This is a genomic window from Roseibium hamelinense, assembly GCF_007830545.1.
Classification (GTDB): Bacteria; Pseudomonadota; Alphaproteobacteria; order Rhizobiales; family Stappiaceae; genus Roseibium; species Roseibium hamelinense.
Genome location: NZ_VLLF01000001.1, coordinates 973,385 through 999,449, shown reverse-complemented (window position 1 = coordinate 999,449; position 26,065 = coordinate 973,385). Strand labels below are relative to the sequence as shown.

At 57.8% G+C, this 26,065-nt stretch carries 19 protein-coding genes; 9 read left to right on the top strand and 10 right to left on the bottom strand.

What is annotated here, in order from left to right:
* The first annotated feature begins 9 nt into the window (after positions 1–9).
* From JM93_RS04645 to JM93_RS04625, 5 genes are all read left to right on the top strand, one after another.
* On the top strand, positions 10–1,002 hold the full coding sequence (locus JM93_RS04645) for a hypothetical protein (protein ID WP_145340857.1): 993 nt from the start codon (positions 10–12) through the stop codon (positions 1,000–1,002).
* 192 nt (positions 1,003–1,194) lie between these two features.
* Entirely contained in the window at positions 1,195–1,524 is a 330-nt protein-coding gene (locus JM93_RS04640; RefSeq protein WP_145340855.1) for a hypothetical protein, read from the top strand.
* Between the two features lie 89 nt (positions 1,525–1,613).
* On the top strand, positions 1,614–1,913 hold the full coding sequence (locus JM93_RS04635) for a hypothetical protein (protein ID WP_145340853.1): 300 nt from the start codon (positions 1,614–1,616) through the stop codon (positions 1,911–1,913).
* Between the two features lie 90 nt (positions 1,914–2,003).
* On the top strand, positions 2,004–2,816 hold the full coding sequence (locus JM93_RS04630) for an SDR family NAD(P)-dependent oxidoreductase (RefSeq protein WP_145340851.1): 813 nt from the start codon (positions 2,004–2,006) through the stop codon (positions 2,814–2,816).
* A 117-nt stretch (positions 2,817–2,933) separates the two neighbouring features.
* The gene (locus JM93_RS04625; RefSeq protein ID WP_145340850.1) at positions 2,934–3,677 is read left to right on the top strand and encodes an HAD-IA family hydrolase; all 744 of its coding nucleotides are present in this window, start codon (positions 2,934–2,936) and stop codon (positions 3,675–3,677) included.
* A 319-nt stretch (positions 3,678–3,996) separates the two neighbouring features.
* Here the strand turns inward: JM93_RS04625 and JM93_RS04620 are convergent, their stop codons facing one another.
* The gene (locus JM93_RS04620; RefSeq protein ID WP_145340849.1) at positions 3,997–5,739 is read right to left on the bottom strand and encodes a hypothetical protein; all 1,743 of its coding nucleotides are present in this window, start codon (positions 5,737–5,739) and stop codon (positions 3,997–3,999) included.
* A 744-nt stretch (positions 5,740–6,483) separates the two neighbouring features.
* Between JM93_RS04620 and JM93_RS04615 the strand changes: the two genes are divergently transcribed.
* The 3 genes from JM93_RS04615 (at position 6,484) to JM93_RS04605 (ending at position 10,098) form a co-directional block, all read left to right on the top strand.
* A complete protein-coding gene (locus JM93_RS04615; RefSeq protein ID WP_145340848.1) occupies positions 6,484–7,614 on the top strand; it encodes a type III PLP-dependent enzyme in 1,131 nt (376 codons plus the stop codon).
* A gap of 15 nt (positions 7,615–7,629) precedes the next feature.
* Positions 7,630–8,181 carry a GNAT family N-acetyltransferase gene (locus tag JM93_RS04610; protein ID WP_145340847.1) on the top strand — a complete coding sequence of 184 codons (552 nt, stop codon included), beginning with the start codon at positions 7,630–7,632 and terminating at the stop codon, positions 8,179–8,181.
* Between the two features lie 531 nt (positions 8,182–8,712).
* Positions 8,713–10,098, top strand: a complete 1,386-nt coding sequence (locus tag JM93_RS04605) for a homospermidine synthase (protein ID WP_145341070.1) — start codon at positions 8,713–8,715, stop codon at positions 10,096–10,098.
* A gap of 76 nt (positions 10,099–10,174) precedes the next feature.
* Here the strand turns inward: JM93_RS04605 and JM93_RS04600 are convergent, their stop codons facing one another.
* Both JM93_RS04600 and JM93_RS04595 read right to left on the bottom strand, forming a co-directional pair.
* Entirely contained in the window at positions 10,175–10,921 is a 747-nt protein-coding gene (locus JM93_RS04600) for a hypothetical protein (protein WP_145340846.1), read from the bottom strand.
* Positions 10,922–10,963: 42 nt separating this feature from the next.
* Positions 10,964–11,611, bottom strand: coding sequence for a hypothetical protein (locus JM93_RS04595; protein ID WP_145340845.1), 648 nt, complete (start codon positions 11,609–11,611; stop codon positions 10,964–10,966).
* A 346-nt stretch (positions 11,612–11,957) separates the two neighbouring features.
* On the opposite strand from JM93_RS04595, the gene JM93_RS04590 reads away from it, so the two are divergent.
* Entirely contained in the window at positions 11,958–14,234 is a 2,277-nt protein-coding gene (locus JM93_RS04590) for a calcium-binding protein (RefSeq protein ID WP_145340844.1), read from the top strand.
* Positions 14,235–14,286: 52 nt separating this feature from the next.
* Here the strand turns inward: JM93_RS04590 and JM93_RS04585 are convergent, their stop codons facing one another.
* From JM93_RS04585 to JM93_RS04555, 7 genes are all read right to left on the bottom strand, one after another.
* Entirely contained in the window at positions 14,287–15,198 is a 912-nt protein-coding gene (locus JM93_RS04585; protein WP_145340843.1) for a DMT family transporter, read from the bottom strand.
* Between the two features lie 37 nt (positions 15,199–15,235).
* Positions 15,236–16,033, bottom strand: a complete 798-nt coding sequence (locus JM93_RS04580) for a Stf0 family sulfotransferase (protein WP_145340842.1) — start codon at positions 16,031–16,033, stop codon at positions 15,236–15,238.
* Positions 16,034–16,276: 243 nt separating this feature from the next.
* Positions 16,277–17,488: a hypothetical protein gene (locus JM93_RS04575; RefSeq protein ID WP_145340841.1), complete on the bottom strand. Its 1,212-nt coding sequence runs from the start codon at positions 17,486–17,488 to the stop codon at positions 16,277–16,279.
* A gap of 478 nt (positions 17,489–17,966) precedes the next feature.
* Positions 17,967–21,743: a hypothetical protein gene (locus JM93_RS04570; protein WP_145340840.1), complete on the bottom strand. Its 3,777-nt coding sequence runs from the start codon at positions 21,741–21,743 to the stop codon at positions 17,967–17,969.
* A 239-nt stretch (positions 21,744–21,982) separates the two neighbouring features.
* On the bottom strand, positions 21,983–22,183 hold the full coding sequence (locus JM93_RS04565; protein WP_145340839.1) for a hypothetical protein: 201 nt from the start codon (positions 22,181–22,183) through the stop codon (positions 21,983–21,985).
* Positions 22,184–22,250: 67 nt separating this feature from the next.
* Positions 22,251–24,110 (bottom strand): adenylate/guanylate cyclase domain-containing protein, encoded by a 1,860-nt coding sequence (locus JM93_RS04560; RefSeq protein ID WP_145340838.1) that lies wholly within the window; start codon positions 24,108–24,110, stop codon positions 22,251–22,253.
* Between the two features lie 113 nt (positions 24,111–24,223).
* On the bottom strand, positions 24,224–25,804 hold the full coding sequence (locus JM93_RS04555; RefSeq protein WP_145340837.1) for a SulP family inorganic anion transporter: 1,581 nt from the start codon (positions 25,802–25,804) through the stop codon (positions 24,224–24,226).
* Between the last annotated feature and the right edge of the window lie 261 nt (positions 25,805–26,065).

Genomic DNA, 26,065 nt, shown 5'->3' with positions numbered 1-26,065 from the left:
AGGAAGGCGATGGAACTGGCAGCATTTGTAGACACAAAGATTGCAGACGGCGCGGTTTCGGCCGAGGACATTCTTCAGGTGCGCCGCTACATATTCGGAGACGGGGCAATCTCCCTTGAAGAAGGAGAAGCGCTGTTCAGGCTGAACAATGCGGACTGCACCTATGCCGAGGGCTGGTACGACTTGTTGCCTGAGGCGGTTTGTGTGCTTCTTGTCGAGCAAGCCCGGCCGGAGGGGTATGTGAGCGACGACCACGCAACCTGGTTGATCAATCAGATCACCGCGGATGGTCATGTGTGCACCCGCACCGAGTTGGATGTGGTCCTCAAGGTCCTGGAGAAGGCAACAGAAGCACCGGCTGCGCTGGAACGGTTTGCACTTGAGGCGGTCAAGCAATCGGCCCTGACCGGGAGCGGCTGTACCCGGGCGGGGCATAAGTTGAAGCCCGGCGTGATTTCCGATGGGGAAGTCGAGCTCTTGCGGCGGATCCTTTACGCCTCTGCGGGCAGCGCCAGCATTGCGATTTCCAAAATGGAAGCAGAGATCCTGTTCGACATCAACGACGCCACCGTCGAAGCTGAGAACGCCCCGGCATGGTCGGAACTGTTTGCCAAGGCGGTCGCGAACTATCTGATGGCGCTGTCCGGCTATCAACCGCCCTCGCGAGAAGTGGCATTGCGGCGCGAAAACTGGCTTGAGCAACCCGGCGGGTTTGAAGGTGGTCTCGGCGGGTTCTTCAAATCGATGTTTACCGGCGGAACCGGCGGGGTCCGGTCAGGTCTTCAGCGTGAGGACAGCATTGCCGCGCAGCGCGGCGCGGCGATGTCTGCCGAAATTGCCGCGAACGAAGTGGTGAGCGAAGACGAAGCTCACTGGCTGGTCAACCGGATCGGCCGGGATGGCCTGATGCACGAAAACGAAAAAGCCCTGCTGCGGTTCCTGCGTGAGGAAAGCCCCACCATTCACCCCGCCTTGCAGCCGCTGATGGAGAGGACGTTTTAACAACCATTCAAAGCTCAGCCGGACGGCTGCCGAAGCGGGGGATCACCAAGTCAAGGTGTAAATGCGTCCATAATGATTGACTGCCTTATCTGTCTCGTTTGATTGACATACTTTTTGTTTTCGGCGCTTGATCATTGAGGCGCCTGGCATAGGTCACGTGTCATAAGATACTAATACACGGGACAGTGCATCATGTTTTGGGTTTTTCTTGTCGGACTGGCGTTCACCTACGTAATTTCTCACTGGGTGGGCCGGCTTCTGGCGCGTTTTTTGGGCGGTATAGAGTGGATTGCAGGCACACACGGCGTGTCGATTGTGATTGCGGCGGTTCTGACGACTCCCGCAGCCTCGGTCTACGGATTTGCTATTTCGCCCATTTATCTGTTGTGCGCCTGGTTTTTGCCCCAGTGCGTGTGGTTGTTCAAGGATATGACGCGGTTTACGGTCAAGGAGATCAAGGCGTCTTCATTCGCCGACTTGGACCAGCGCGGTCTCAAAAAAGCATCCGGGCCCGCCGAATAACATCCGTCCCGTCAATTTGCCGCATGGCTGGACTGGACCGCCAGGTGCGCTGCCGCGTAGCTACCTAAATCAATGACGAGGCAGCAGTCGTGTGGCAACGATATTTCAAACCGGGTGGGCGGCTTTATGTCGGCGCTCTGTGTGTCTTGACCGTTCTCACCGCGGAAGCGGCAACCTTCGGTCTGGGACTGACAACGTTTGTCATGCTGTTTCCGATTGTTGCCCTGATCAGCGGCATAGAAACAATATTGACCAAATCCGCGCAGCAGCCTGCTTTGAAGGGCATGGTTACGCTAAGTCTATCGATTGTCTTTTCAGCGGCTGTGAGCGCGGCGCTGTGTGCTGGTGTACTCGCTGCGGTCTGGGCGCAATCAATCGTCTTCAGCTAACGGTATTTTTCGCTCTCTCAACGGTCGGACATGGGCCAGCCGGATTGGCCGCCCTAGGTAGCTGGTGACACAAGTTCGAAAGGACACGCCATGAAGAACGCACCAAAATCAGCCTTGATCACCGGAGCCAACCGGGGCATCGGTGCGGCTTTTGCAGGTGCCTTGCCGGCAACGACAGACCTCCTCTTGAGCGCCCGCAACGAAGCGGATCTCAAAGACGTCGCGGACCACCTGGAATTGCCGGGCCGCAGCATTGAGGCATTCCCGGCGGATCTGAGTCAGCCGGCAGCGGTTGAGCAACTCACCGCCGAGGCAGAGGCACGGAATGTCGATCTTTTGATTTTGAATGCAGGTGTCGGGCACTTTGGTGCGTTTCTCGACCGTGATTTTCAAGACCATCAGGCCGTTCTCGATGTGAATATCCGCGCAGTCATGTCCCTTGCCCACAGCTTGCTGCCAGGCATGATCGCCCGTGCAAAGGCTAACAAGCGCCGGGCGGGAATCATCATCATGGGCAGCACCGCCGGGTTTGTGCCGGTGCCGCAACTTGCAGCATACGCGGCGTCCAAGGCCTTTATCCTGTCCTTTAGCGAAGCGCTTGCTGCCGAACTGGCGCGCCAGCCGGTGGATGTGCTTTGCGTTTGCCCCGGAGCCGTGAAAACCGAATTTGCCGATGCAGCAGGCTATGGCGGGAGCACAATACCAGGTGCCCAGTCACCAGCGACAATCGCAAGCGATGCGCTGTCGGCCCTTGGGCGCCGCCGGACTCTGATCCTGGACCCGGCCGCAAATGCGGCTTTAAAGCCGGTCGCGCTTGCGCGCGCCGCGCTGGCGGAGGCCATCAAGCATGGCATATCGGCCCTCAAACTCCGCGACCGCGCCAAACGGCGGTCACGCCGCTAATAAGGGATTGTTAAGCGGAACCGGCGTGCAACGTGAATTAATCAAGCCTGCCGCAGATCGGATTTGGGCGCCCTTGCGTAAACGACCCACACAATCAAACAAGTCAGGGACGCAAACATGGCCTTTCCAAAAGCAGTGCTGTTCGGTTCTATCGGGACACTTGCCGAGACCTCCGAACTTCAGCGGCAAGCCTTCAATCAAGCCTTCGCCGCATGCGGCATGGATTGGCACTGGGACGTCGAAACCTATCGGGCGCTCTTGAAAAAATCCGGTGGTTTGCGGCGCGTCGCCTCCTACGCCGAAGCGAAGGGCCAACCGGTCGACGCGGCCGCGGTGCATGCGGTAAAGACGAAAATATACCATCAGCTGCTTGAAAATGCTGAGGTCGCGCCGCGTGACGGGGTGCTCGAGTTGATGTCGTGGGCGCGCAAGAGCGGTGTTCAGATCGGTCTTGTCTCCACCACCAGCAAAGCGAACATCGAGCGGCTTTTATCTGCGCTCGGTCCCGCGATTGATGAACGCGATTTTGATTTCATTGGCGACGGCAGCATGGTCACTCACCCAAAACCTTCCGGTGACATTTACGAACTGGCTCTACAGCGCTTGGGCCTGACCGAATACGAAGTTGTTGCGGTTGAAGACACGGCCGAGAGTCTGCGCTCAGCAACGGCGGCAAGCGTCGCTACGATCGCCTTTCCTGGCGCAAACGCTCAGACCGATGATTTTTCGGCAGCGGCTCTGAATGTTGGAGTTTTGACACCAGCCGCAATCACCAGCGTGTATGATATCAGGGTCGCGCAAGGTGATGGGATTGGCGGAACAGCAATCACTGTTGGTGGATCAATAGAAAATAGAATATAATAAAAAAATAGGCGGGGTTTCCCGCCTATTTTTGTGTTTACTTACTATTGCGTAGTGAATTTTCAGCGTATAGAAAAGCGACTGGCGCACCAAGAATGAAAAGATTGAGTAGTGGGAATGCAAATTCAGCCATTTCGATCTCCATTTTTTCCATGTTTGCGTAAACGTCATTTTTTATCTTTAATAACTTTACGTAAGATGTGTGTGGTGGATCGCGCGTGCGTCAGTTTGGCGCGATCAGGTCTCTCGCCGGGGGGGGCAAAAGCGGCACGTCTTCCGCGAGGCGGAGCTGAAACGGTCCAGCTCGGCCACTTGAGAACTAATATGTCTTTAGCTTGTTGCGGTGAGTTTCGATTTCCTGCAGTGCACTCTCCACCTTTCGCGCGTCAGTCACTCCAGCAATTCGCATGGCAGTTGCCAACAGCAGTTTGCTGTCCGGTGAATTTCGATTCTCCTTTAGTTTTGCTATCCACTTGCGTTTTTCGTTCTTGCGCTGCTGTTTCGGAGTGTTTTCGTCCAGTCCCGAAAGCTCATTTACCGCCTGATTGATCGCGCCGCCGATAAGCGTTGTCTCTTCTGCAAGCGCGCCGGGGGGAACAAACATGCTCAAAGCCGAGGTTAAGGATGCTGAAAGGGAGCCGAGCGTGTTCAGCGCATTCATGTCATTGCTGTCCAGGGTTTCTTCGAACAGAGCCTTTGCAAACAGCACGCTGCGCAAGGTTTGGTCCGAGAGGGACTTCTCTCTCAAGCAGTCCCTGTCAGCCGGGCAAAGATACATTTCCGCCATGGAGAAGGCCTTGGCCGGGATTTCCAGGGTGTCGTCATATCCCCACTCACGCCCGGCTTCAGTTGCTGCTTTGTATTCAAGATCCGCCAGCTTGCTGGATGCAGCACTTTGGTGAAACAGGTTTTGAACCAGCCGCCGCGGTGAAGTCGATCTGCGGAGGTCATCGAAAACGGCAACCGCTGCGTTTTTCGCGTCTTGCGTGGAACCTATCCGGGCTTCGAGGCCGTATTTCAGGGTTTTCTCAAGCTTTGCACGTTCTTTGTCCAGGCCCGGATGCGGAGCACCCTTTTCCATCAAATGACGTTTGTTCAGCGCGCGCAGATGGGCGCTGACGAAGTTTTTGGTCGCGACCGGAGCATTGGACATACGGTTTTCATTGTGCTTGTGCCCCTTGTGGTTAAAGCCACTGACGAAAGCGCTGTCTTGTTGATCCACCAGCTTTTCATGTTTGCGTTTGGCATTGCTGATTTTCTGGGCCGCGTGGCGGATTTTCACCAAATCAAGAACTGTTATGCCCTCTGCCATCAAGGTGTTGACAGTTGTTCCCTTTTCCTTGGCGACCCGTTGCAGGACCGAGCGCGCCGCTGAAGCGGTTCCGAGTTGGTTCATCAATGCCTGAAAAACGGCTTTGGCGCCGTCCGCCCGGCGGCGTTGCGCCGACTTGAGGGAAAAGCGGTCCTGAAAGCTTCCCTTGCTCAGCCTTCCCTGGTTGACGTAAACGTCCTTGCCGTTGTCCGACCGGATGTGCCTGTTGCCATCTTTTCCCAAGTCGCCCTGGAAGATGCGGTCGATCGTCAGGCCTGGCATATGGCGGATGAACTGCAACGGCAGCGTTTCGTTTCCAAACTGCTTTGTTCTTTTAGGCTGACTTTTGTCAGCCCTTGGCGCAGACCCGTAGGGGATATCTTCGGTCGGCCTTCGGTATGGATCGGCCTTCTGCAGCGTATTGGGTTTTGGCGGGGTGATGCCGGTGCCGGAGGCGGTCAGGTGGTGCTTGTCTTGCGTGAAACCCGAGTTCTCTGACTTGCTGGTCTCATCGAATTCCACAGGATCCAGAGACCCTAGTGAAGTTGATCTGTCTTTACGGTGGAATGACTCCTGGCGCGGTGTGGACAGGCTCAGCTTTCGCGGGTTTTTGCTGGTGAATCCCTGCTTTAGGCTGCTGGCAAACTCTTCTGATCCAGAATCGTTTCCGTCGTCGAATGAAGACTGGCTTGGCTCATTGCTGAATGAGTTAAGCAGAAAACTCACACTGCCGCTGCTGCTGAAGCTCATGTTTTGCCCCTCAATTTTTGCGTGTTAAAACGTGGCAAAAAGATGGACGTTTATCAAAATAAACTGAAATAACAGGATCTTATCACTGTATTACCGTCCTGTAATGAAGCTTCTGGTGGTGGTTCCGTGTCCTTTTTGAAAGAAGTGGCTGTGCTCTTGGCGGCTTATTTGGGTGATCCGGTCTGACCTGCGCCGGGCGCTTTTTCCGTTTGGCCGTACAAGCCAGCTGCGTTGAATTGTGGCGCAAAGATACTGAGTGTCTTGCAAAATTGGCTCTTGCAATCGGCCGCGAATTATTGCATCACCTGCTCGCCCAAATTCGCACGTGCCCGAGGTCGTCCATGGAGTTCAGGTTGAACTTCTTAAGGGGCCGCTGCCATGAACAACCGCCAAGGGGCGGGGCAGAAGATCCGGACGGCTTAAAGCAACGACGTAAGAGGGCTTTTTTGGTCTCTGCCGGGGTTTCCAACCTCCGGGGTCACTGAAGAGGCACTTGTTACATCATTGTCTGACGTGCGGTTCGGTCTATCCGATCCAATCAGGCATTTCCGACGCGGGAAAGCACTGCGCTCACATTCTTGAGCTGCATTGCCCAACCGTCGCTGCGTGATGCAGTCCACCCTCCGGCTCCAAACCGGGGGCGGCCGGGTTGCACATCCAGCACCCTGCGACGTGAAACTGCAGCGCCCGAAACAAACAACGAGTGGGCGGCCGCAGCAAGTTATTGGAAAGGGGAGCCCCCCGATGAGCCAACGTATCCGCGATTTTCTCCGCCGGCGCGACGAGGATGGCCCGTGTGTTGTGGTCGATCTCGATATTGTCCGGGACAACTACGAAGCCTTCGCCCGGTCCTTGCCCGACACTTCGGTCTATTATGCGGTAAAGGCCAACCCTGCGCCCGAAATCCTATCCCTTCTGGAAAGCCTCGGCTCGTCGTTCGACTGCGCTTCAGTCGGCGAAATTGAGATGGTGCTGGCGACCGGTGCGGATGCATCGCGCATTTCTTATGGAAACACGATCAAGAAGGAGCGAGACATTGCAAAAGCTTATGCGTACGGAGTCCGTCTCTTCGCCGTCGACTGCGTCGAAGAAGTCGACAAAATTGTTCGGGTCGCGCCTGGCAGTAAAGTCTTCTGCCGGGTCCTGTGTGACGGCGTTGGCGCCGAATGGCCGCTCTCCCGCAAATTCGGATGTGACCCGGACATGGCCCCCGATGTCCTCGAACACGCCCACCGGAACGGTCTCACCGCTCACGGAGTTTCCTTCCATGTCGGCTCGCAGCAAGCCAACCTCCAAGCCTGGGATTTCGCTCTCGCCATGGCAGCCGGGGTCTTCCAAGAGATGGCGCTTCGCGGGATAGAGCTGAAGATGGTCAATATGGGCGGCGGGTTCCCGACCCGCTACCTGAAGGACATCCCGGGAGTTCCGACCTACGGGTCTGCGATCTTTCAGGCGCTGACCAAACATTTCGGCAATCGACTGCCCTCGACCATCATTGAGCCCGGCCGCGGCATGGTCGGCAACGCGGGCCTGATCGAGGCGGAAGTTGTGCTGATTTCCAAGAAGCACGACGATGATGCGGTGCGCTGGGTCTATCTCGACATCGGCAAGTTCCACGGACTTGCCGAAACCATGGACGAGGCGATCCGTTATCCGATCAAGACGCCGAGAGACGGCGATGCGACCATGCCTTGTGTTCTGGCGGGACCAACCTGTGACAGCGTTGACGTGCTTTACGAAAAGACCCCGTATGAGCTGCCGGTCAGCCTGTCGATTGGCGACAAGATCCTGATTGAAGCCTGCGGCGCCTACACGACGACCTATTCGTCCGTCGGGTTCAATGGTTTCGCGCCGCTTGCCTCCTACGTGATCTGACGCAGGGTCCCAGACATGATCTCAATCGTTGACGAGGCACCGGCTCATATCGGTGCCCGCGAGGCCCTGCTTGACCTGTCATTCGGACCTGACCGGACCCTGAAAACCTCTGAGCGTTTGCGGGAGGGCCGTTTGCCTGTCTTCGCCTATTCGGCTTTGGATGCCGATGGCAGGCTGACGGGGACCGTTCGTCTTTGGTCGGTCAGCGATCCGCAGGGCAACGAAACCTTGCTGCTTGGCCCGCTGGCCGTGGACCCGTGCATGCGGGGCCACAAGGTGGGCGACCGATTGATGCGACATGCTTTGAACCAGGCAGCTCTGGGCGGATATGGTTCGATCCTGCTGGTCGGCGATGCCGCCTACTACAGCCGGTTTGGGTTCGAGCCCGGTCTTTTGGACGATGTTTGCCTGCCTGGACCCGTCGAGCGGGCCCGGTTTCTGGCGGTTGAACTCGCCCCCGGGCATCTGTTTGGCCTTTACGGTGAATTGCGGGCAGCCGGTTTCGGCGACCCGGCCGCAAACCACGGCGCGGATCCGCAGAGCGTCTTTGCAATTCAGAGGCTCTAGCCGCCGGATCCAGCTACAGTCCGCCGCGCGGGGCGGGCACGGTGTGTCCGGTCCAAAGGAAACGGTTGCAAAAGCGCAAAATGTGCGCTTTTTTATGGGCGTTTTGTTAGGACGCGTGGCTGGCCCGGACGGGCTGCCGGCTTTATTGGGGGAATGCATTTCATGAGCGACGAGACCACAGGCAAAGCGCCGAAAGCTGCAGCTCCGCAAAAACCGGCAAAAAAACCGGCATCTGCGAAACCGGCAAACGGCCGGTCCGCAAAGGCCTCTACTCCCCAGTCTTCTGAAACAAAGTCTCGCGCAACAAAAACTTCGGCCGCAAAAGCACCGGCGCAGAAAAAAACGGCCCGAGCAAAAGCTGTCCCTGTTGACCCCGCATCGGCGGACAAGGCGGTAAAGAAACCGGCGGCAAAACCGGCGGCCACCAGAACAACAGCCGCCCGCAAGACGGCGGCTAAAAAAACCGCGCGCAAACCCGCGCCGCATATCCGGAAAGCTCCGGTGCACGGCACCATAACCGGTCCGTTGGTGATGATCGGCCTTGGCTCGATCGGCAAGGGCGCGCTGCCGTTGATCGAGCGCCACTTTGAGTTCGATGCCAAGCGTTTCACCGTTATAGATCCGGTCGATACGGATGCCAAACTGGTTACGGACCGGGGGTATGCCTTTCAGAAAGCGGCTTTGACGCCGGACAATTATAAAGAGATCCTGACGCCGCTTTTGACCGAAGGCAAAGGGCAGGGCTTTGTGGTCAATCTGTCAGTCGATACGTCTTCGCTCGACATCATGAAATTGTGCCGGAAACTCGGCGTCCTTTACATCGACACTGTTGTTGAGCCCTGGCCCGGGTTTTATTTCGATGACAAGGCGTCCGCCGCCGACCGGACGAATTACGCGCTGCGGGAGACCGTGCGCAAGGAAAAGAAGAAAAATCCGGGCGGCACGACGGCGGTGTCCTGCTGCGGTGCCAATCCGGGCATGGTGTCCTGGTTCGTCAAGCAGGCGCTTTTGGACATTGCGGCCGATCTTGGATTGAAGGCCAAGACGCCGGACAGCCAAAAAGGCTGGGCAAAGCTGATGAAGAAGGCGGGCGTAAAAGGCATACACATCGCGGAACGGGATACCCAGCGCGCCACGGCGCCGAAGCCGATGGACGAGTTCTGGAACACATGGTCCGTAGAAGGCTTCTTGTCGGAGGGCTTCCAGCCGGCAGAGCTGGGCTGGGGCACGCACGAGCGCTGGAAACCGAAAAACGCCCATGAACACAAAAAGGGCTGCCGTGCCGCGATCTACCTGGAGCAGCCAGGTGCCAGCACGCGGGTGCGCACATGGTGCCCGACACCGGGCGCTCAGTACGGCTTTCTCGTGACCCACAATGAGGCTATTTCAATCGCCGACTATTTTACCGTGGAAGAAGGCAAAAAGCTCAAATTCCGCCCAACCTGCCACTATGCCTACCACCCGGCCAATGTGGCGGTCCTGTCTCTGCACGAATTGTTCGGCTCGGCGGGAAAGGTTCAGGACAAGCTGCATGTGCTGGACGAAAGAGAAATTCAGGACGGCACAGATGAGCTTGGCGTCCTGCTGTATGGTCACAAAAAGAACGCTTATTGGTACGGCTCGCAGCTGTCTATTGAAGAAACCCGCAAGCTTGCGCCCTACCAGAACGCCACCGGGCTCCAGGTGACATCCGCGGTGCTGGCGGGCATGGTCTGGGCGCTGGAAAACCCGGAAGCGGGCATTGTTGAGACCGATGAAATGGACCATGCGCGCTGCCTGGAAATACAAAAGCCCTATCTAGGGCCGGTTAAAGGGTACTACACCGACTGGACCCCGCTCGACGGCCGTCCGGGCTTCTTCCCCGAAGATCTCGACGAAACCGATCCCTGGCAATTCAAGAATATTCTTGTGCGTTAGCGCAGCAGGGAGGCGACAGTCGCGTCGGAGAGCATGGCAATGTCCAAAAAGAATGGAATGTGCGGCTGGAAATTAGTCAGGCCGTTGTGTCCGTGATGGATCCGGAAAAGCCACCAATGCCGTAAGCGTTTTCGAGCGCGCCCATGCGCGCGACCGCGTCTGTTGCCTTCTGGGAGGCCTGTTCTGCCAGTGTCTTGCGCTCGCCTTCACGCAGACCATCGTCAGATCCCTTTAAGGTTTCTCTCAAGCTTTCCAGCCAGGACTGCTTCTGTTGTTCAGAGGTCGGAACGCCCTGGGCGTTGACAGTGACTTGTCCATCCGGCTCGAAATTGTAGCGCAGCCCTTCTGAAATGAAGGCAACCAGGCCATTTTCAGACTGGATATTGGGTTCAACGCCCTCAAAGCGGCGACGCGCCTCTTCGGCTTCTTCCGTATCCAGCACGCGCGCGGCAACAGGCTCCGTCTTCTCAATCCGGTCGTAGAGTTCTTCGAACGCCTTGAGAGCTTCCTCCGTGCGGTCATTTGCCCAAATAGAGCCAGCTTCCCTGTTGGCCTCGGACCATGCCTGAAAAGCTGCGCTATAGTCTTCCACAAGTTCCAAGCTAGCAAGGCCCGACCCGTCCGACTGCTGGCGTGTGTTGAGCGGCTGATCCGGTTTGGCCAAAGCCGACAGATCAACCGCCTCCTGTGCGAAGGGCGGAGGCGTTGCCGCCTGAGTATTCGCCTTCTCTGCCCGCTCTGCTTGGGCCGCTTGCCCGGGTTTCACGGGTGTTTGGCTGGCTGGAGTGCGGAGCGGTGAGGCAACTGTCGCGTCGGAGAGCATGGCAATGTCCAAAATAAAATGGGATATGCGGATGGACGATCGTTAGGCAGACTTGTCGATCCGCGCACCTGACAGCGCCTTGGCTTCATTCGCCCGGTAATCAGCTTCAGCGGCAAAAAAGCGGTTCACATCAGCAAGGCTTTGGTGTGCATGCTCCAGCCGCATTTGTCCGTTTTCTTCGCTGGTGGCATAGCGGGGGTCGTGTACGGTTGCCCCGCCGCCTTTGGTGAAGGTGTAGGCGAGACCGTCGAGCATGCCGACGTAAATCCCGTCCTCGCCGAAGCTTGGGCTGCTGCCCGCTTCGGCCAGGCGCTTGAGCACATCTTCGGTTTCGTCCTTGGACAAGGCGACCGGTGCGACCGGGTCGTTGTTTTCCAGGAAGGTAATTTCTTCCGTCAAAAGCTCCCGGATGCGCATAAACCGCTGACTGAGCCCTGGTATGTCGAAAGCACTGCCAGTCTGCGGCCGTTCGTCGGGCGCCGGTGGGTTTCGGGTTTCTAACGTATCGTTTGTGTTTTTATCATTTACCACGCTAACTGCAACTCTGACAGCCTCAGCGGAAAAGGCATATTTTTTGATTTCCGCCTTCTGTTGCCCGTTGTTTGAAAGGGCCTTCGGTGGCTTTGCCTGATCAGATAATTGGCTGGCTGGAGTGCGGAGCGGTGAGGCAACTGTCGCGTCGGAGAGCATGGCAATGTCCAAAAAAATGCAACTATTGAGGGTAATTTAGCCACAATCCCTTAACAAGGTCCTAATTATTTGATTGCGTAATAGGGTAAAATCTACCTATACGGGATAAATTTGTATTTTTATCAGTGTTAGAATCGCGCATATTCAAGCATGAGTTGCTAGAATTTGTATTACTCTCAAAATAGGTGGGTTGTGGCGGTTCAGGGGGTGTTGGAACCGGGCGGCAAATCGCAAGCCCACATCGGGCGTGTGATTGAGTGGAGTGGCGTCCTTCTGCAGATCCGCAATCCAGGCACAGTCAACCTTTTGAGCTAGCAACTCTGTGTTTTTTCAAGCAGAGGTCAACATGGCGATTATTAACGGCACAGACGGCGCGGACACAAAACTCCCAACGACCGAACAAAGTGATACGGTTTGGGCACGGGGCGGCGATGATTTTGTGCGCGGATTTGGCGGCGGAGACTCAATTTATGCCGGAAGCGGTGACGACATTGTAGATGGCGGGGCCGGTGATGACCGGATCGATGGCGGGGATGGGAATGACGAACTTTTTGGCGGAACCGGCAACGACCGCATCAATGGTGAAGTCGGCAAAGACTATATCGAAGCAGGGCTTGGCCGCGACACCATTTCGGGCGGCGGTGATGACGATATCATCTATGGCGACAATGACGACAGCACGACGCTTGGTGACAAGGACAAGATCTATGGCGACCGCGGCAGCGATGTGATCTTCGGCGGCGGTGGAGACGACACCATTTATGGCGGCCAGGATGACGACAAGATAAAAACGGGGACAAATCAGTATGTTGGCCTGTCGGGTGGATCTGGAAATGACCAGATCAGCGGCGAAGGCGGCGATGATTTTATCGATGGCGGCATTGGCGATGACATTCTAGACGGCGGCACTGAAAATGACATCATCCTTGGCGGCGATGGCAATGACATTATTCTTGGTGGCCGCGGAAAGGATCAGCTATCCGGTGGGATAGGCGATGACTTCATTGATGGCAATGACGGCGATGACAAGATCTTCGGCGATGAAGGCGCGGACGATGTCGATGGCGGAGACGGCGCAGATGAGATCTTTGGGGGGACCGGTAACGACACCCTGAAAGGAGACGCAGGCAACGATACCCTGCGCGGTGGCGACAACGACGACAAGATCTACGGCGGTGCCGACAACGACGTTCTTTATGGCGATGACGGCGATGACAAGCTCTATGGCGGCATCGGTGATGACACGCTGGTGGCCGGTGAGGGCGCGGATCTGCTGGACGGCGGTGATGGCGTCGACACGGCCAATTACAGCCTTTCCCAATCCGGTGTGGTTGTCGACATGACCGGCGGCACGGCCGGCGGCGATACGCTGAAAAATATTGAGCGCATTGTCCTGTCCGGCTTCGGCGACACCTTTACCGGCGACGCGGCCGCCAACGAGGTTGTCGGCGGGGCTGGCAATGATGTTCTGAGCGGCGGCGCTGGCAATGACACACTCTACGGTGATGCAGGCAACGACACGCTGAACGGCGATGACGGTATCGACACGCTTTACGGTGGTGCTGGCGACGACCTTTTGAACGGCGGCCTTGGCAACGACATTCTGGTCGGTGACGCGGGGGCTGACACGCTCGAAGGCGGCGGTGGCCTGGACACGGTCAATTACAGCCTGTCGACGGCAGGCGTAACGGTCAATCTTTCCGACACGCTGGCGGAGACCGGTGGATTTGCCGAAGGCGATACCCTGGTCAACATCACCCAGGTTGTCGGAACCGCCTTTGCCGATACGCTGGTGGGCGATGACGGTCAGAACGTGTTTGCTGCCGGGGCCGGCAATGACGTCCTGAGTGGCGGTGCGGGCAACGACGTTTTGTCCGCCGGGGCCGGAGACGATCAGATATCTGGCGGTGACGGGGCCGACCAGATCGACGGCGGCGACGGCATTGACTGGGTCTATTACACCAGCTCGACAGCCGGTGTGATTGTTGATCTGAGCGATGGCCAGCCGGAACAAAACGGCGCCGCAGCAGGCGATGTTCTCACCGGTATCGAAAACGTCTATGGCTCGGAGTTCGGAGATCTTCTGTCCGGCGATGATGTCGCCAACACCTTGAACGGTGCGGGGGGCGATGACGTTCTGATCGGTTTTGCCGGCAATGATGTCATTGCTGGAGGGGCCGGTTGGGACCAGATCGATGGCGGCGAAGGCAACGATGTCATCGGCAGCGGCCTGGGCGGCGATCTGGCCGGATCCAACCCGAACAAATACGACTTCCTGTCGGGCGGGGGCGGCGATGACCAGATCATCGACGAGTCCGATCAGCTGGTTGCAGCCGAGGGCGGTGCTGGAAACGATACGTTCCAGTTCGACAGTCTTGGAAAGATGCTGATCACGGACGGGTCAGGTACGCAGGATGTTCTGGCCTACAAGGGCGTGGATGTTTCGCAGATCCAGATCAACCAGTTCGGCAACGATCTGGTGTTCTATACTGCAGACGATGCTGCGGATGGGTCGCTGGACAACTATGCCCAGCTCACAGGCTGGTTCGGTGCGGAAGATCATGTCGAGTATCTGTTGCTCGACAGTGGCCAGGCGTTTTTGTTGTCGGATCTGTTCGCTTAAGGGCCTTTGGACAAACCGGGCGGCGCCCGCCACCCGGTTTGTCCAGAGGAGATCAGCGGCCTTCGCTTTTCAAAGGAGCGGGGGCTTTTTTCACGGGCCAGACTTCCAGAATGCCGGCGGTCAGGACCAGCAGGCCTCCGGCAAGTTCCAGCGGCCCAAGACGCTCGCCCGCAAGAACGGCAGCCGAGACGGCGCCGATCAGCACTTCGCTCATCAAAAGTATGCCGGTACGCGCAGGTTCCAGCTGCGGTGCTGCCCACATGAGGGCTGCGTTGGCTGCGCCCCACCACAGACCGCCTGCCAAAAGGGCAATGCCGAAAGCGGTGCCGAGTGCGCCTAAGCGCAGTGTGTCCGGGAGAGGTGCGAGGAACGGTGCGAAGGCCAGAACACCGGCCAATGCGCCCAGGGCGAACACAAAGCTGGCCGGACCGGCTGGAACCTTTGGCCGGACGCGCAGGCCGGTGGTGGCAACAGCCCATAAAAAGCCGGAGACAAGGCCGAGCCATTCGCCCAAACCCTGCGGCATTGGCACCTGGCCGCCCGCGCCAAGCATCAGGCCCAGCCCGGCAAGACCTGATGCAATTGCGGCGATGCGCAGTCTGGTGGCGCGCCAGCCAAGCACGAGGCGGCCGATCAGCGTGCTCCAGACCGGCGTCAGGAAAAACAGCAGAACGATGATCGCAACCCGGCCATAGACAAAAGCGGCCGAATACAGAACGAACGCAAAGCCGCCAAGCGCTACAAAACAAAGCGCAAGCCGGTCGGCTTTGAGGAGCGCCGACGGCCGGGCAAACGCGAAAGGCGCGGTCAAAAGCGTCGCGGCGGCAACGATTGCTGCTGATCCCCAGGCGCCTTGCAGACCGGCGGCCTCGAGCTGGCGGACCGGGAACCAGTAAAGCCCCCAAAATGCACCGGTCGTGACAACGGTCAGCGTCGCGAGGAGGCGTGTTTGGCTAGGCGGCATAAAAACGTCCTGAGTCGGGCAGGGCAAGCCCCGCAGGCTATCTGGATTTTGAGAGGGGAGAAACAGGCCTGGCTTGCGCACGCTCCATGTCCGCCTTGAGCCGCAAGGTCCATTCTGCGCTGGTCTTGTCTGCGAGTTTCGCAGTTCCCGGAGTGATCCCTTTTGCAGCTTCCGGATCGAGGCAAAGGGCCTCCAGCACCCGGGCGAGAGTGGCCGGTGGATCTGCCTCAAGCTCGGAATAGGTGATCTTGATCGGTTTTATGGATTCGCGCTTAAACCAAGCTGTCCAATCACGGTCAAACGCCGTGAAACGGTGATAAGCCTCACCGAGTGCACCGGCGTCATAGGCTGGGGGTGAAGGGGGTGAAAGCCGCTCAAGCTCGGTTCCATCTGGAGCTTTGTGCCAGAGTCCGGTTTGCTCTGCCTTGACGAAGGAAACCGCCTGCGCCGCCTTGTCTTCCCGGGTCAGGTGAATGAACCGGATAGATCCGAATGCCGCCTCAAGTCGTTCAGCATCGCTGCTGCTGCCGGGATACAGGAACGCCAGCTGATCCATGAAAAAGCTGAAGCTGTGCCGCTGCAAGCGCAACCCGAAAAGCGGGCCGCCGTCACGGCCCTGCGCAACAGCTGCCGCAAACGTTTCTCTCACATGCTCGGCCGTTGAGTGTTGCGCCTTTGGTGGGAGACTGAGATAGGAGCACCATTCGGAAACATCGGGTTTGTGAAAATAGGATTTTGGATTCCCGGCAAGACCGGTGTCCTTCAAAAGCTTGCACAACAAAGTGCTGCCGCTGCGGGGTGAGGTGCACAAGATGTAAGCATTTGGGGGGAACATCAAAAAGCCTTCGGAAACGAGCGCGCGCGAATCCCAGGTCGGTCTCTCACATTTGGCCCGACCTGACTAGGAAGGAAAAGCGGTTTCTTCGGGTGGCGCCCTGATTAAACCCCGTATTCTGGCCGGCCCGAACCCGTCCCAGATCCTGTTGGGCAGGGGCAAGGCCGAGCAGACTATCTAGCGTTTGAAAGGGATTGGAGCATGGGTTCCCAGCTCCGCGGCCCCCGGTATTAAAGGAGGGGCCTACTGGATCAAGCAGCTGCCAGAATCTTTGCTGGCAGGTTTGGTTTGCTTGATTTTTTCATCAAGTGCGCGAACTGTTTCGCTGGTCAGTTTGACCTCCCGCATCCCGAATTTGGTGTTGTGCTTGGCCCGGATTTTCTTGAGGACGTCACGGTCATCACAATTCTTGACAGACGGAGACAGATCCCAACGTTTCCTCTGTGTCCGCGGGGCCAGCGGCGGGAAATTGTTCAAGCACGCATCCACCGACCGGCTATCGCCATTCGGGTGATTGATGATCTTGTGTTTTGCCTTGTGATCGTCCTGCGATACGTTCTCCGCGAGCGTCTTCAGGGCGTCCGCGCTCACCTTCTCGTTGGCGAGCAAACCACGGGTGATGGGCAGGTAGGCCTGGTCGCGAATGGTCAGTAGACCGACCGTGCCTGCCAGATGCTCCTGCTTTTGCGGATGCAGGAACGGGCTTTGGGCCATTGCATGCAAAACATCCCGGTTTTGTACGTTCTGTCTGCAGTGGTTCTCCAGCCAGCGCGCCGTTTGTTTGGTGATCTGCACGGGCGGCGAACCAACGCGGCCGATCAGGAAAATTGGCTGACCGAGTTTGTTCGCCGGGTTGTTCGGGTTGAAGAACTGTTTCGGGGCATTTGTGTGCATGGCAACAAACAGCTGGATCTTTGGAGACTTGGACCGGGCGAGTTTTTCCAGTTCAGGTGCCGAGAAATTCGCAGCTCCCCGTGAGCGGATGTAATCGAGCTGGAGATCTTCCGGAGCATCGGCGATTCTGGTTGCGGCATCATGCAGGCAGAATTTTTCGTTTTGGCTCTTTCCGAACACCAGCTGCTGATGGTTCCGGTCAATGGCAGCAATTGCGTCGGCATCCAGATCAAACAGATAGGAGAACAATACAAAAGATATGTCGCGGTTAAAACCGTGAGGCGTGAAAACGGTTTGGGGTTCCCGGAGGTCTCGCTGTTGGGCGGAGGGCGTTGGAGCAGGTGAGGTGGCAATTGGAGAGGGGGAGGCTAAGAATTGCTGGTTCGGAGAGTTAAACCGGACGAGGGCCAGGGGTGCCTTGGGGGCTGGTTTTTGAGAACCGTTCGCTGCGGTTTGCCCGCTCATTGGAGAGCTGGTGCCGGTTCCATTGTTTTCGGCGGCAGGCGGCAGGGAGCCTGACACTTTCGCTGCGGTGTTCTTTGGGGGCGTTGGTGTAAACATTTCGGCGTCCTGTCTTTTGGGGATGCAGCGTCCTAGCGCAGCTCCGTAGGGTCACCTGAAATTGGAAAAGCTGATCTCTACATGCCGGGTCCTAATGAGTTTTTATGAGCATTTTTTGCTGGCTGTCCCTCGTTTGCGGGCAAGCTGACGGATTAAGTCAACAGGCTAACGGGATCATTGCGAGGGCGCTTTCAGAGGTCTCCGCCAGCTTTGAACTGCTGTGTGTGAGCGGCTCAATGCATTCTCGTTTGACCGATGCGCTCACGTTGCGATTGAAGCCGGCAAAGCGATGATAGGATCCGCGGCGTGGGTCTCCTGAAAAAACCAGGGTGTGATCACGTCGGGAGCTGCTTCGGTTCACCGCGGTGCGGATCGCCAGCATTTTTCCCGGCTACACTGTTGTGCGGCCTGCCTGGTTTGTTAAAGGTATGTTCAAGCACAGTTGGAGCGGCGGCTTGCGCCGCCGCTTCGCCGGTGACTAGTAAACCGGAGCCTGTCCGCCCGGCAGGTCAATCTGGAACCGCTTTGCCAGAATTTCCATGGCCTGACCGGTGCCCAGTTGCGCGATCGCCTTGATCTGGACCGGGTCCTTGTAGAATGCGCTCAAGGCCTTGATCGTTGGGGCATGGCCCCAATGAGCGCTGTCGACATTCTCCACTTCGTGTTTCAGCCGTTCATGGAACTGGGCAAGAGCGAACCGGACACTTTGTTTGGTCATGGCGGCAAGGGCATGGTTTTGAACCACTTTCCGTGCAGCCAAATCCTGTTCGTTGTTCAGCTCCGGTAGATCATCGTGGCGTTGGGCATACGCTTGCAGGGCCTCCCAGTCACCGGTCATGACTTTCCGCAAGGCTTCGTTTTCCTTCGCAGCGATGTATTTTTGGGCGTAATTGTATGCCGTTAGCCCAATTACGCCGACGGCGCCGACACCCAAAAGCGCCCACCCAACCGGGCCGGCTGCCGCGGCGATGCCAACCGCGGTCGCCCCAGTGGCAAGTGATGCGCCAGACGCAATACCGCCCGCAATATAACCGGCGGCCAGTGTTGCCTCACCAATCGCCTTTTTGGTTTTCTTGCCGGACAGGTCGGTGTGGTGCTTGGAGACCGTTTCATAAATTCCGGCAAGTTCCGGGTCGCGCGGCGCAAGAACGCTGTCGTTGGTCTCATACTGCCCGTTTGCCTTCACCGCAGACAGCTGCTCGGTCTGCTTCATGAAGACATTTTTGACATCAGAAGCCTTTTGAGCCGTTTTCTTGTCTTCGTGAGCACCGTGTGCCTCGTGAATGGTTTCGTAGGTCGCAACGCCTGCGCCAATCGCGCCGGCGACAAGCCCAAGCGCACCGCCGGCGACCTCGAGCGCGGCCTTGGTTGCCTCCTTCATCGGTAGATCGTGGAAGAAGTGCAGGGCGTGGAGCGCGTCTTCACCAAGCTCGGCCACGTATTTGATCAGGTTTGCCGTCGCAATCCCAAGTTCTGCCTTGTATTCCGAGCGCATGGCATCGGCGACTTCCTGATTTTTGCCATAGGTCGCAACCATCTTGGACATGGTCTTGTTGGCTGCGTCGGCGGCGCGTTTTTCGGTGCTCAAGTCCCGTAGCAGCCGTTCCTTGGCGTTTTCGAACGGTGCGAAGCCGAGTTGCGAACCGTCATTCAAGCCATTCGAGACTTCGCGCATCAACTGAGCGTAGGCGTTCTCGCGAAGGTTCGCGTCTGCATTTGTCAAATAGGTTTCAAGATGCTGTTTGCCGCGTTCACTGAGATCTGGCGACAGTGCCAGGACAACCCGTTTGAATACGGCTGCATCTCTTGGCTTGAACGTGGCCGGGGCATGCTGGCCCTTGTTCAGAGCAGCAGCGAAACCGCCAATCAATTCCTCGGGCGGCACCATGTGTTTCAAGCCCTTGTCGATGGTCTTTACAGCAAGTGAAACTTCTTTCCAGTTGCTATCGGCCTGCTTGAAGGTGCGGGCGGCGGTCCGGTAGTCGTCGCGCACCTTTCCTGTGACATGAAGGTGATGCGAGGCGTCCTTGGCAAGCATGACAGCCTGTCCGAGACCCAAAATGTGTTCGACGCCTTTCAAGCCGAGCGCCGCTGCATCGACCTTCAGATCGAAATGCAATTCCTCGTGGAACAGGTGTTCACGCTGATGAGCAATTGCGTCGCCGAGAAGAAGCCCATTGTTGGCTGCCTTGAAGGCGTATTTTGTCTCGGTCGCACCGAGTACCTTGCCAACAGGGCCTGCCTCGTGATCGTGGCCGTGTGCGCCATGTTCATCGTGACCGTTTGCTTGGGCCTGACCGTTGATCTGTACCTGGCCATTGACTTGTTGGTTGTGCCCGTTGCCGTGTCCTTGTCCGCTTGCCATAGCAATAAGTCTGTCAAACCGGTCTTCCTGCCAAAGCCGGCCTTTGGCGCGGATCTGAGACCGCGCCCGGCCTTCATCAAGAGACCGGTCCAGATCCTTGAAAACGTCTCTGTTTGCTGACGCCATCATTTTGGCAAGGTTTTCGCCCCGCAGCTTGAGCTTGGTTTTATCGGGATCGTCCTGTTCGAGGAGCTCCTTGAAGCCCCGGGCCCGGCTAGGCAGGCCTGCATGGCCGGCCCAAAGGCTCGGTTCACCTAGAAGCTTGGTGAGCTTTTCAGTCCTTTCCGGCGTCAAAAGGTCCGGGTTTTCAATGGCTGCAAGGATCAGCTGGTAAGCTGCATGGCGTTGGCGGACCGGGGCGAGTTCCTTATCGAAGCCTTCGGCAGCTGACAGTCCCATAGTATCCGCACCCTTGGAGCCGGAAATCGGCTTCAGGTTGAGCTTGCGATCGGTCAGGATGTTCCGGTCTTCATTCGCCCGCATCAAATCCTGTTTGACGTCCTTTGGATCACGCCGTGGCACGGATTGATTGAACGCTTTTTTCAAGGCATCCCGATCAGTGATGCCCGCGCGGTCCATCATCCAGTCAACCAGCGGAGCATGGGGAGACGTTTTGTTGAAGATGGCATCGCCGTGAAGGCGATAGTCCTCGCACAGGTTTCTGACCTGATCCCGTGAAAACCCACCGTCCTGAAGAAGTGTCTCGAACCGGGTTGCATCCCGCAGATGACTGAGCTCCTGCATCCGGGAACCGGAACGGCCCTGAGGCATGTCCGCTTCGCTGCGGTAGACAAGTGCTGTGACCAATGCGCTGGAACAGTGCAAGTGACCATTGTCCTGCTGGGCATGTGTTCCACCGCTGTGCAAAAGCGCATGAAGCCCTGCGGCCGCAATCGACAGCCGTGCGGGGCCATTCATGCCCATGGCGTTTTTGTAGGCTTCGTTGGCTTGGGCGGGCGTGAGGGATGTCGCACTTGTGTGAGCGGCCTGGCGGGCCTGGAGGGCGGGGTCCGCATTTCCAATATCATCGAGCTTGGCCTCAAAGGTTTGGTCATACTGTTGCGCGGCCCCGTTGGTCAGGTTTGCAGTATTGAGCGAAGCGTTGACCAATTTGATGCTGTTGCGCACGAACAGTGTGGCCGGATCCCGGCCGCGTTTCGGGGCACTGGCACTTTCATTGGACAGGCTTGCAAACGCGTCTTGAGCAGCTTTTTCCGATTTCTGCCAGGCGTTTTGTAGGGCGTCCGGTTCATCGCCCGGATAGACCAAAGGCGAGGTTTCAGCGATTTCGTTCAGATCCGGGTCTTGATGGTTGCCTCCGGCGCGTGCCGCTTGCTCCAGGGCGATGCCGGTGATCCGCCGTTTGACAAACTCCTGGTTTTCGGGGTCTTCGAGAAAACCGCGTTCATCGGATGCTCTCTCGAAGTCGAAATTCGCCTCGAAGTGCTCGACGCTGCTGTTCGCATTTCGAAACACCAATTCTGCATTTACATCCGTCTCGGGGCCTTTCGGCGCTTCGTGCCCGGAGGCGATCTGAAGCCCGGGATACGTCGTCTGAATGTGTTTTCTGATCGCCTTGATGTCCTGAACGGTCACCTGGTGACGCAAATCATGCTGACGACGCTGCCCCACCTTGGTCAGGCTTTCATTGGCAATTTTCACACCATACTGGTTGACCAGCGCGCGGTAGACCGCAGCGGCCCCGGCCTTGCGTTTTGCATCACGTTTTTCGCGCCGTGCAGAGCTGAACCCAAAAGACCATGAATTGTGCAGGTAGACCTTGCTTTGGCCTTTCTTGCATGCCGCTCGGACGTGCTGGTTGTCTTTTCCGTCTTTTACTTGGCTATATATATTGCAAAAGCTTTTGTTTGGATCGAGTTTACTGAACATAATTGTCCCCATATCTGACAGGGCCAATATAGGTCTAACTTCGATAAGTGGTTTTTATATAGATATTTGTCGGACATGCACTGCGGGCAGGCCGAAGGCTAAGCAGCTGAATACCTATGGGAAGGGGAGGCGGCCGGACCGGGGGAATGCCAAACTGTCGCAATCAGATGGCAATCCGCCAAGCGCCCCTGCCTCAGAGGAAGGCTTGCGTCAGGTCCGACCCATGCGGACTGGAACTGTCACAGCAGACGAAACCACTTCATCAGCCAGTAGGAACCAAGGGCGGCAAACGCGACGATGAAACAAATGGCGCCAACCAGAATGCCGGTTAGAGGCCACAAGTTTCCCCCGGCCGCGAACGCAAACATAGCGCCGGCAACCAATCCTGTGCTGCCCCAAATGGCGGAAAACAAGAAAATTTCAATGGTTTTCGCCAGCATGGTTCAACTTTCAAACGCGCAGCTTAGGTGAGGACCCTTTGGTCAATGCAGAATAAAGGTATTGCTGTCAGGGATGTTTTCCAGCTTTGGCGGCCTCGTCCCGCGCCTCATGGCCGCTTGAAAGCCGGAACGCTTCGACCGGGACATCCTTCCCTTTGACCTTGCGCGGACCAATTGAAACCCGGGCCACGTCGTCCGGCAGCTTGTCGGCGATGTCCGACGACACGATGATGATCGTCTCCGCCGTATCGTCGATTTCCTTGCCGAGGCTCTCCAGCCGGGAGGCGACATTCACAGTATCGCCGATCACGGTGTAGTTGACCCGCTCCGGGGCGCCGATGTCACCGACAACAAGCGGACCAATATGGAGGCCGATCCGCACACGGACCGGATCTTGCCCCGCCGCCCGGCGCTTTTCGTTGTCTTGATGGATCGCCGCCGCCATGCCAAGGGCTGCGCGCGCGGCCGGTTCCGCGGGATTGTCAAGTGTTTCCGGCGCACCCCAAAACGCCATCACGCTGTCACCGATATATTTGTCGATCGTACCGTTTTGCTTTCGGATTTCGGCGCCGAGCAACGACAGGTGGTGGTTGACGAAAGACGCAGTTTCACCGGCGGTCATGCCTTCGCTCGTCGAGGTGAAACCGGCAATATCGGTAAACAGGACAGCAACAATCCGTTCTTCCGGAGGTGCATCCGAGCGTCCTTCCGACAGAAGCTTCATCACCAGTGTTTTTGGCAAATAGCGGTTGAACGCCTTCAGGCCGCCGACCATGGCGTTGAACCCGCTGGCCAGGTCGTCAAGCTCGCGGATCGAGCTGGGTGGCAGGGGGGCGACATTGCCCAAGCTCAGGTTGGCGACATGTGTGGACGCGGCTGAGGCGCGCTGTATGGGGCGGGCAATCCGCTGGGCCAGAATGCCGGCTCCGGCCAAAGACGCCAGAAGCAGACCGGCCCCAATGATCGCGGCGCCAATCAATGCCTGGATCGGGTGATCGAGATAGTCTGCTGGAAAATGAACACCAATGCGGACCGGAAGGCCAAAGAAATTTTCGTTGTAGTCTTCAATGATCAAGAACCGCTTATCGCCGAAATCATCATAGCCGGCAAAAAGCCTGTCCCGGTCTGAGATGTCATACAAGCCGTTGTCGATCTGCTGGAGATCGTGAAATCCGGCCAGAAAAGGATCCGGCACTTGCTCGACACCAATCAGGGTCTGATGCGTGCCGAGATCGTCAAACTTCTCTTCCAGATCGGGATGCGCGACGATGTCCGTGCTGTTTTCGCGCATGAGAAAAACAGTGAGCTCATCATCCGAAACGTTCCACGTCACCTCCGACATGCGGTAGAGAGACATGCCGACCATCACGCTGCCCGCATACGCCCCGTTTTCATGCCGGGGCTTCACGTAGACCATGTAGGTGTGCTCACGGTCCGGTATATAAAGCGGATCGCTCCAGAAGGGAGCGGTTTCCGTCCCGGCTCTGTCGAACAAGGGTTTGACGAGCGCATCATCCGCTGGAATGTCAATGGTTTGTGCCGACAGCGTGCCGTCGGCATCTCCGCGGTTCACCAGGATTGACCGGCCTGAAGGGCTGGCCGCCAACACGAACGAGACATGCTCCATCGGCGCAAGTGCCCCGAAAAGATAGGCCTTCATGGCCTGCGCATCGTCTTGGCGGACGCTGCCTTTTTCCAGCGCAAGCGCTGTGTATTCCGCCGCTTCTGTCACGGCGTAGAGCTGTTCGATGAATGCCGTTTCCAAAGCTTCCATTCCGACATCGACCAGCTCGCCGCCGAGTTGCCGGACCACTTCCTGCGAAGTCAGCGCCTGGACCAGGAACACCGCACCGGCTGTAACCAGCACGAACAGGCCGAGCACGGTGGTCAGGGTCGGTGTAATGAAGAACTTCTTGGGCAGGGACACGGGCCTTGGATGCCTCCGGACTGACGCTTGGAAACGCCTTTCTTTTAGAGATAAAAAAGCCCGCAAGGTCAACGGCCTTGCGGGCTTTGAAAAACGTTGGGGCGGGCGCCGGATCAGCCGGCCTTTTGCGCCTCGTCGAACTTGTGTCCGTAGTCGACAGCGATTTCGTAGTCCGGGTCTTCCAGAACCGAGACCTCGACCATGTTCCCGGCCTTGGCCAGCAGCTTTTTGCAATCGGGCGACAGGTGGCGCAGGTGCAGGCGCTTGCCGGCAGCTTCATACTTGGAGGCCAGCGCGTCGATCACTTCCAGTCCCGAATGGTCAACCACGCGGCTGTCGATGAAGTCGACAACAACATCCTCCGGATCGTTTTGCGGATCGAACAGATCCGTGAACCCGGTGGTGGAGCCGAAGAACAGCGGGCCGGACAGCCGGTAGACCTTCCAGCCTTCCTTGCTGGTGCCAATGCGGGCGCTGATGCGGCTCGCAGCGTTCCAGGCGTAGGCCAGCGCAGAGATGATGACCCCAACCACAACGGCAACGGCCAGATCGGCATAGACCGTCACGCCGGTCACGATGATCATCACGATCGCATCGGTCATCGGGATCTTGTGCATAATCTTGAGGCTGGTCCAGGCGAAGGTGCCGATCACGACCATGAACATGACGCCGACAAGAGCCGCGACCGGGATCTGCTCGATCAAGGACGAAGCGAACAGGATGAACGACAGCAGGAACAGGGCCGCGGCAATGCCGGAAATGCGGGTGCGGGCGCCGGACTTCACGTTGATCATCGACTGGCCGATCATGGCGCAGCCGCCCATGCCGCCGAAAAACCCGGTGACGATGTTGGCCGTGCCCTGGGCCATGCACTCTTTGGAGGCGCCGCCCTTGGTGTTGGTCATGTCGGCCACAAGGTTCAGCGTCAGCAGCGATTCAATCAGGCCGATTGCCGCGAGAATGACCGCATAGGGCAGGATGATCTGCAGGGTCTCCAGATTCAGCGGCACCATCGGAATGTGGAATTGCGGCAGGCCGCCGGAAATGGATGCAAGGTCGCCGACCGAACGGGTGTCGAGACCGAAGCCGAGCGCCAACGCCGAGACCACAAGGATGCCGGCCAACGGGGCAGGGAACGCCGTTGTCAAACGCGGCAGGAACCAGATCACCGCCATGGTCAGCGCGACAAGGCCCAGCATCAAATAAAGCTCGGAGCCGGCCATCCAGGTCAGGCCGCCGGCGCCGTCCGGCACCTTGAACTGGCCGAGCTGGGCCAGAAAGATCACGATTGCCAGGCCGTTGACAAAGCCCAGCATGACCGGATGCGGCACCATGCGGATGAACTTGCCCCACTTCAGCGCGCCAACCGCGATCTGGATCAGGCCCATCAGAACGACGGTGGCGAACAGGTATTCCACACCGTGCTGGGCAACCAGCGAGACCATGACGACAGCCAGCGCGCCGGTGGCGCCGGAAATCATGCCGGGACGGCCGCCGATACAGGCAGTGATCAAGCCAACGAAAAATGCCGCATAAAGGCCGACCAGCGGATTGACGCCGGCCACAAACGCAAAGGCGACCGCTTCGGGCACGAGCGCAAGGGCAACGGTCAGCCCGGCAAGCAGTTCGATCTTGATCCGGTTCGGTGTGAGTTTTGTAGAAGCAGGCGCAAGGGCCTCGGCACGCGCGGTCAAGAAATACTCCAATCTATCTGGCTTTGTTGGGGCCGCGCCGCGTTCTGCCTGGCAGGCGCAAAAGCCCAAATCAATTGGGGGCGTTGTACTTGACTTTTTGCAATGCAGCAAGGTTGCCCTGTGGGCAGCTGCCATGCGGGCCTCAGGCGACCCGCGGCAAAACGCGCCAGGATACGCACCGGAAAACAGGCCCCGCAACACGACGGGCAGGGGCCGGCCACCTGTTCGAAAGACGGCGGGCAACCGTTGAACGGCTGCCCG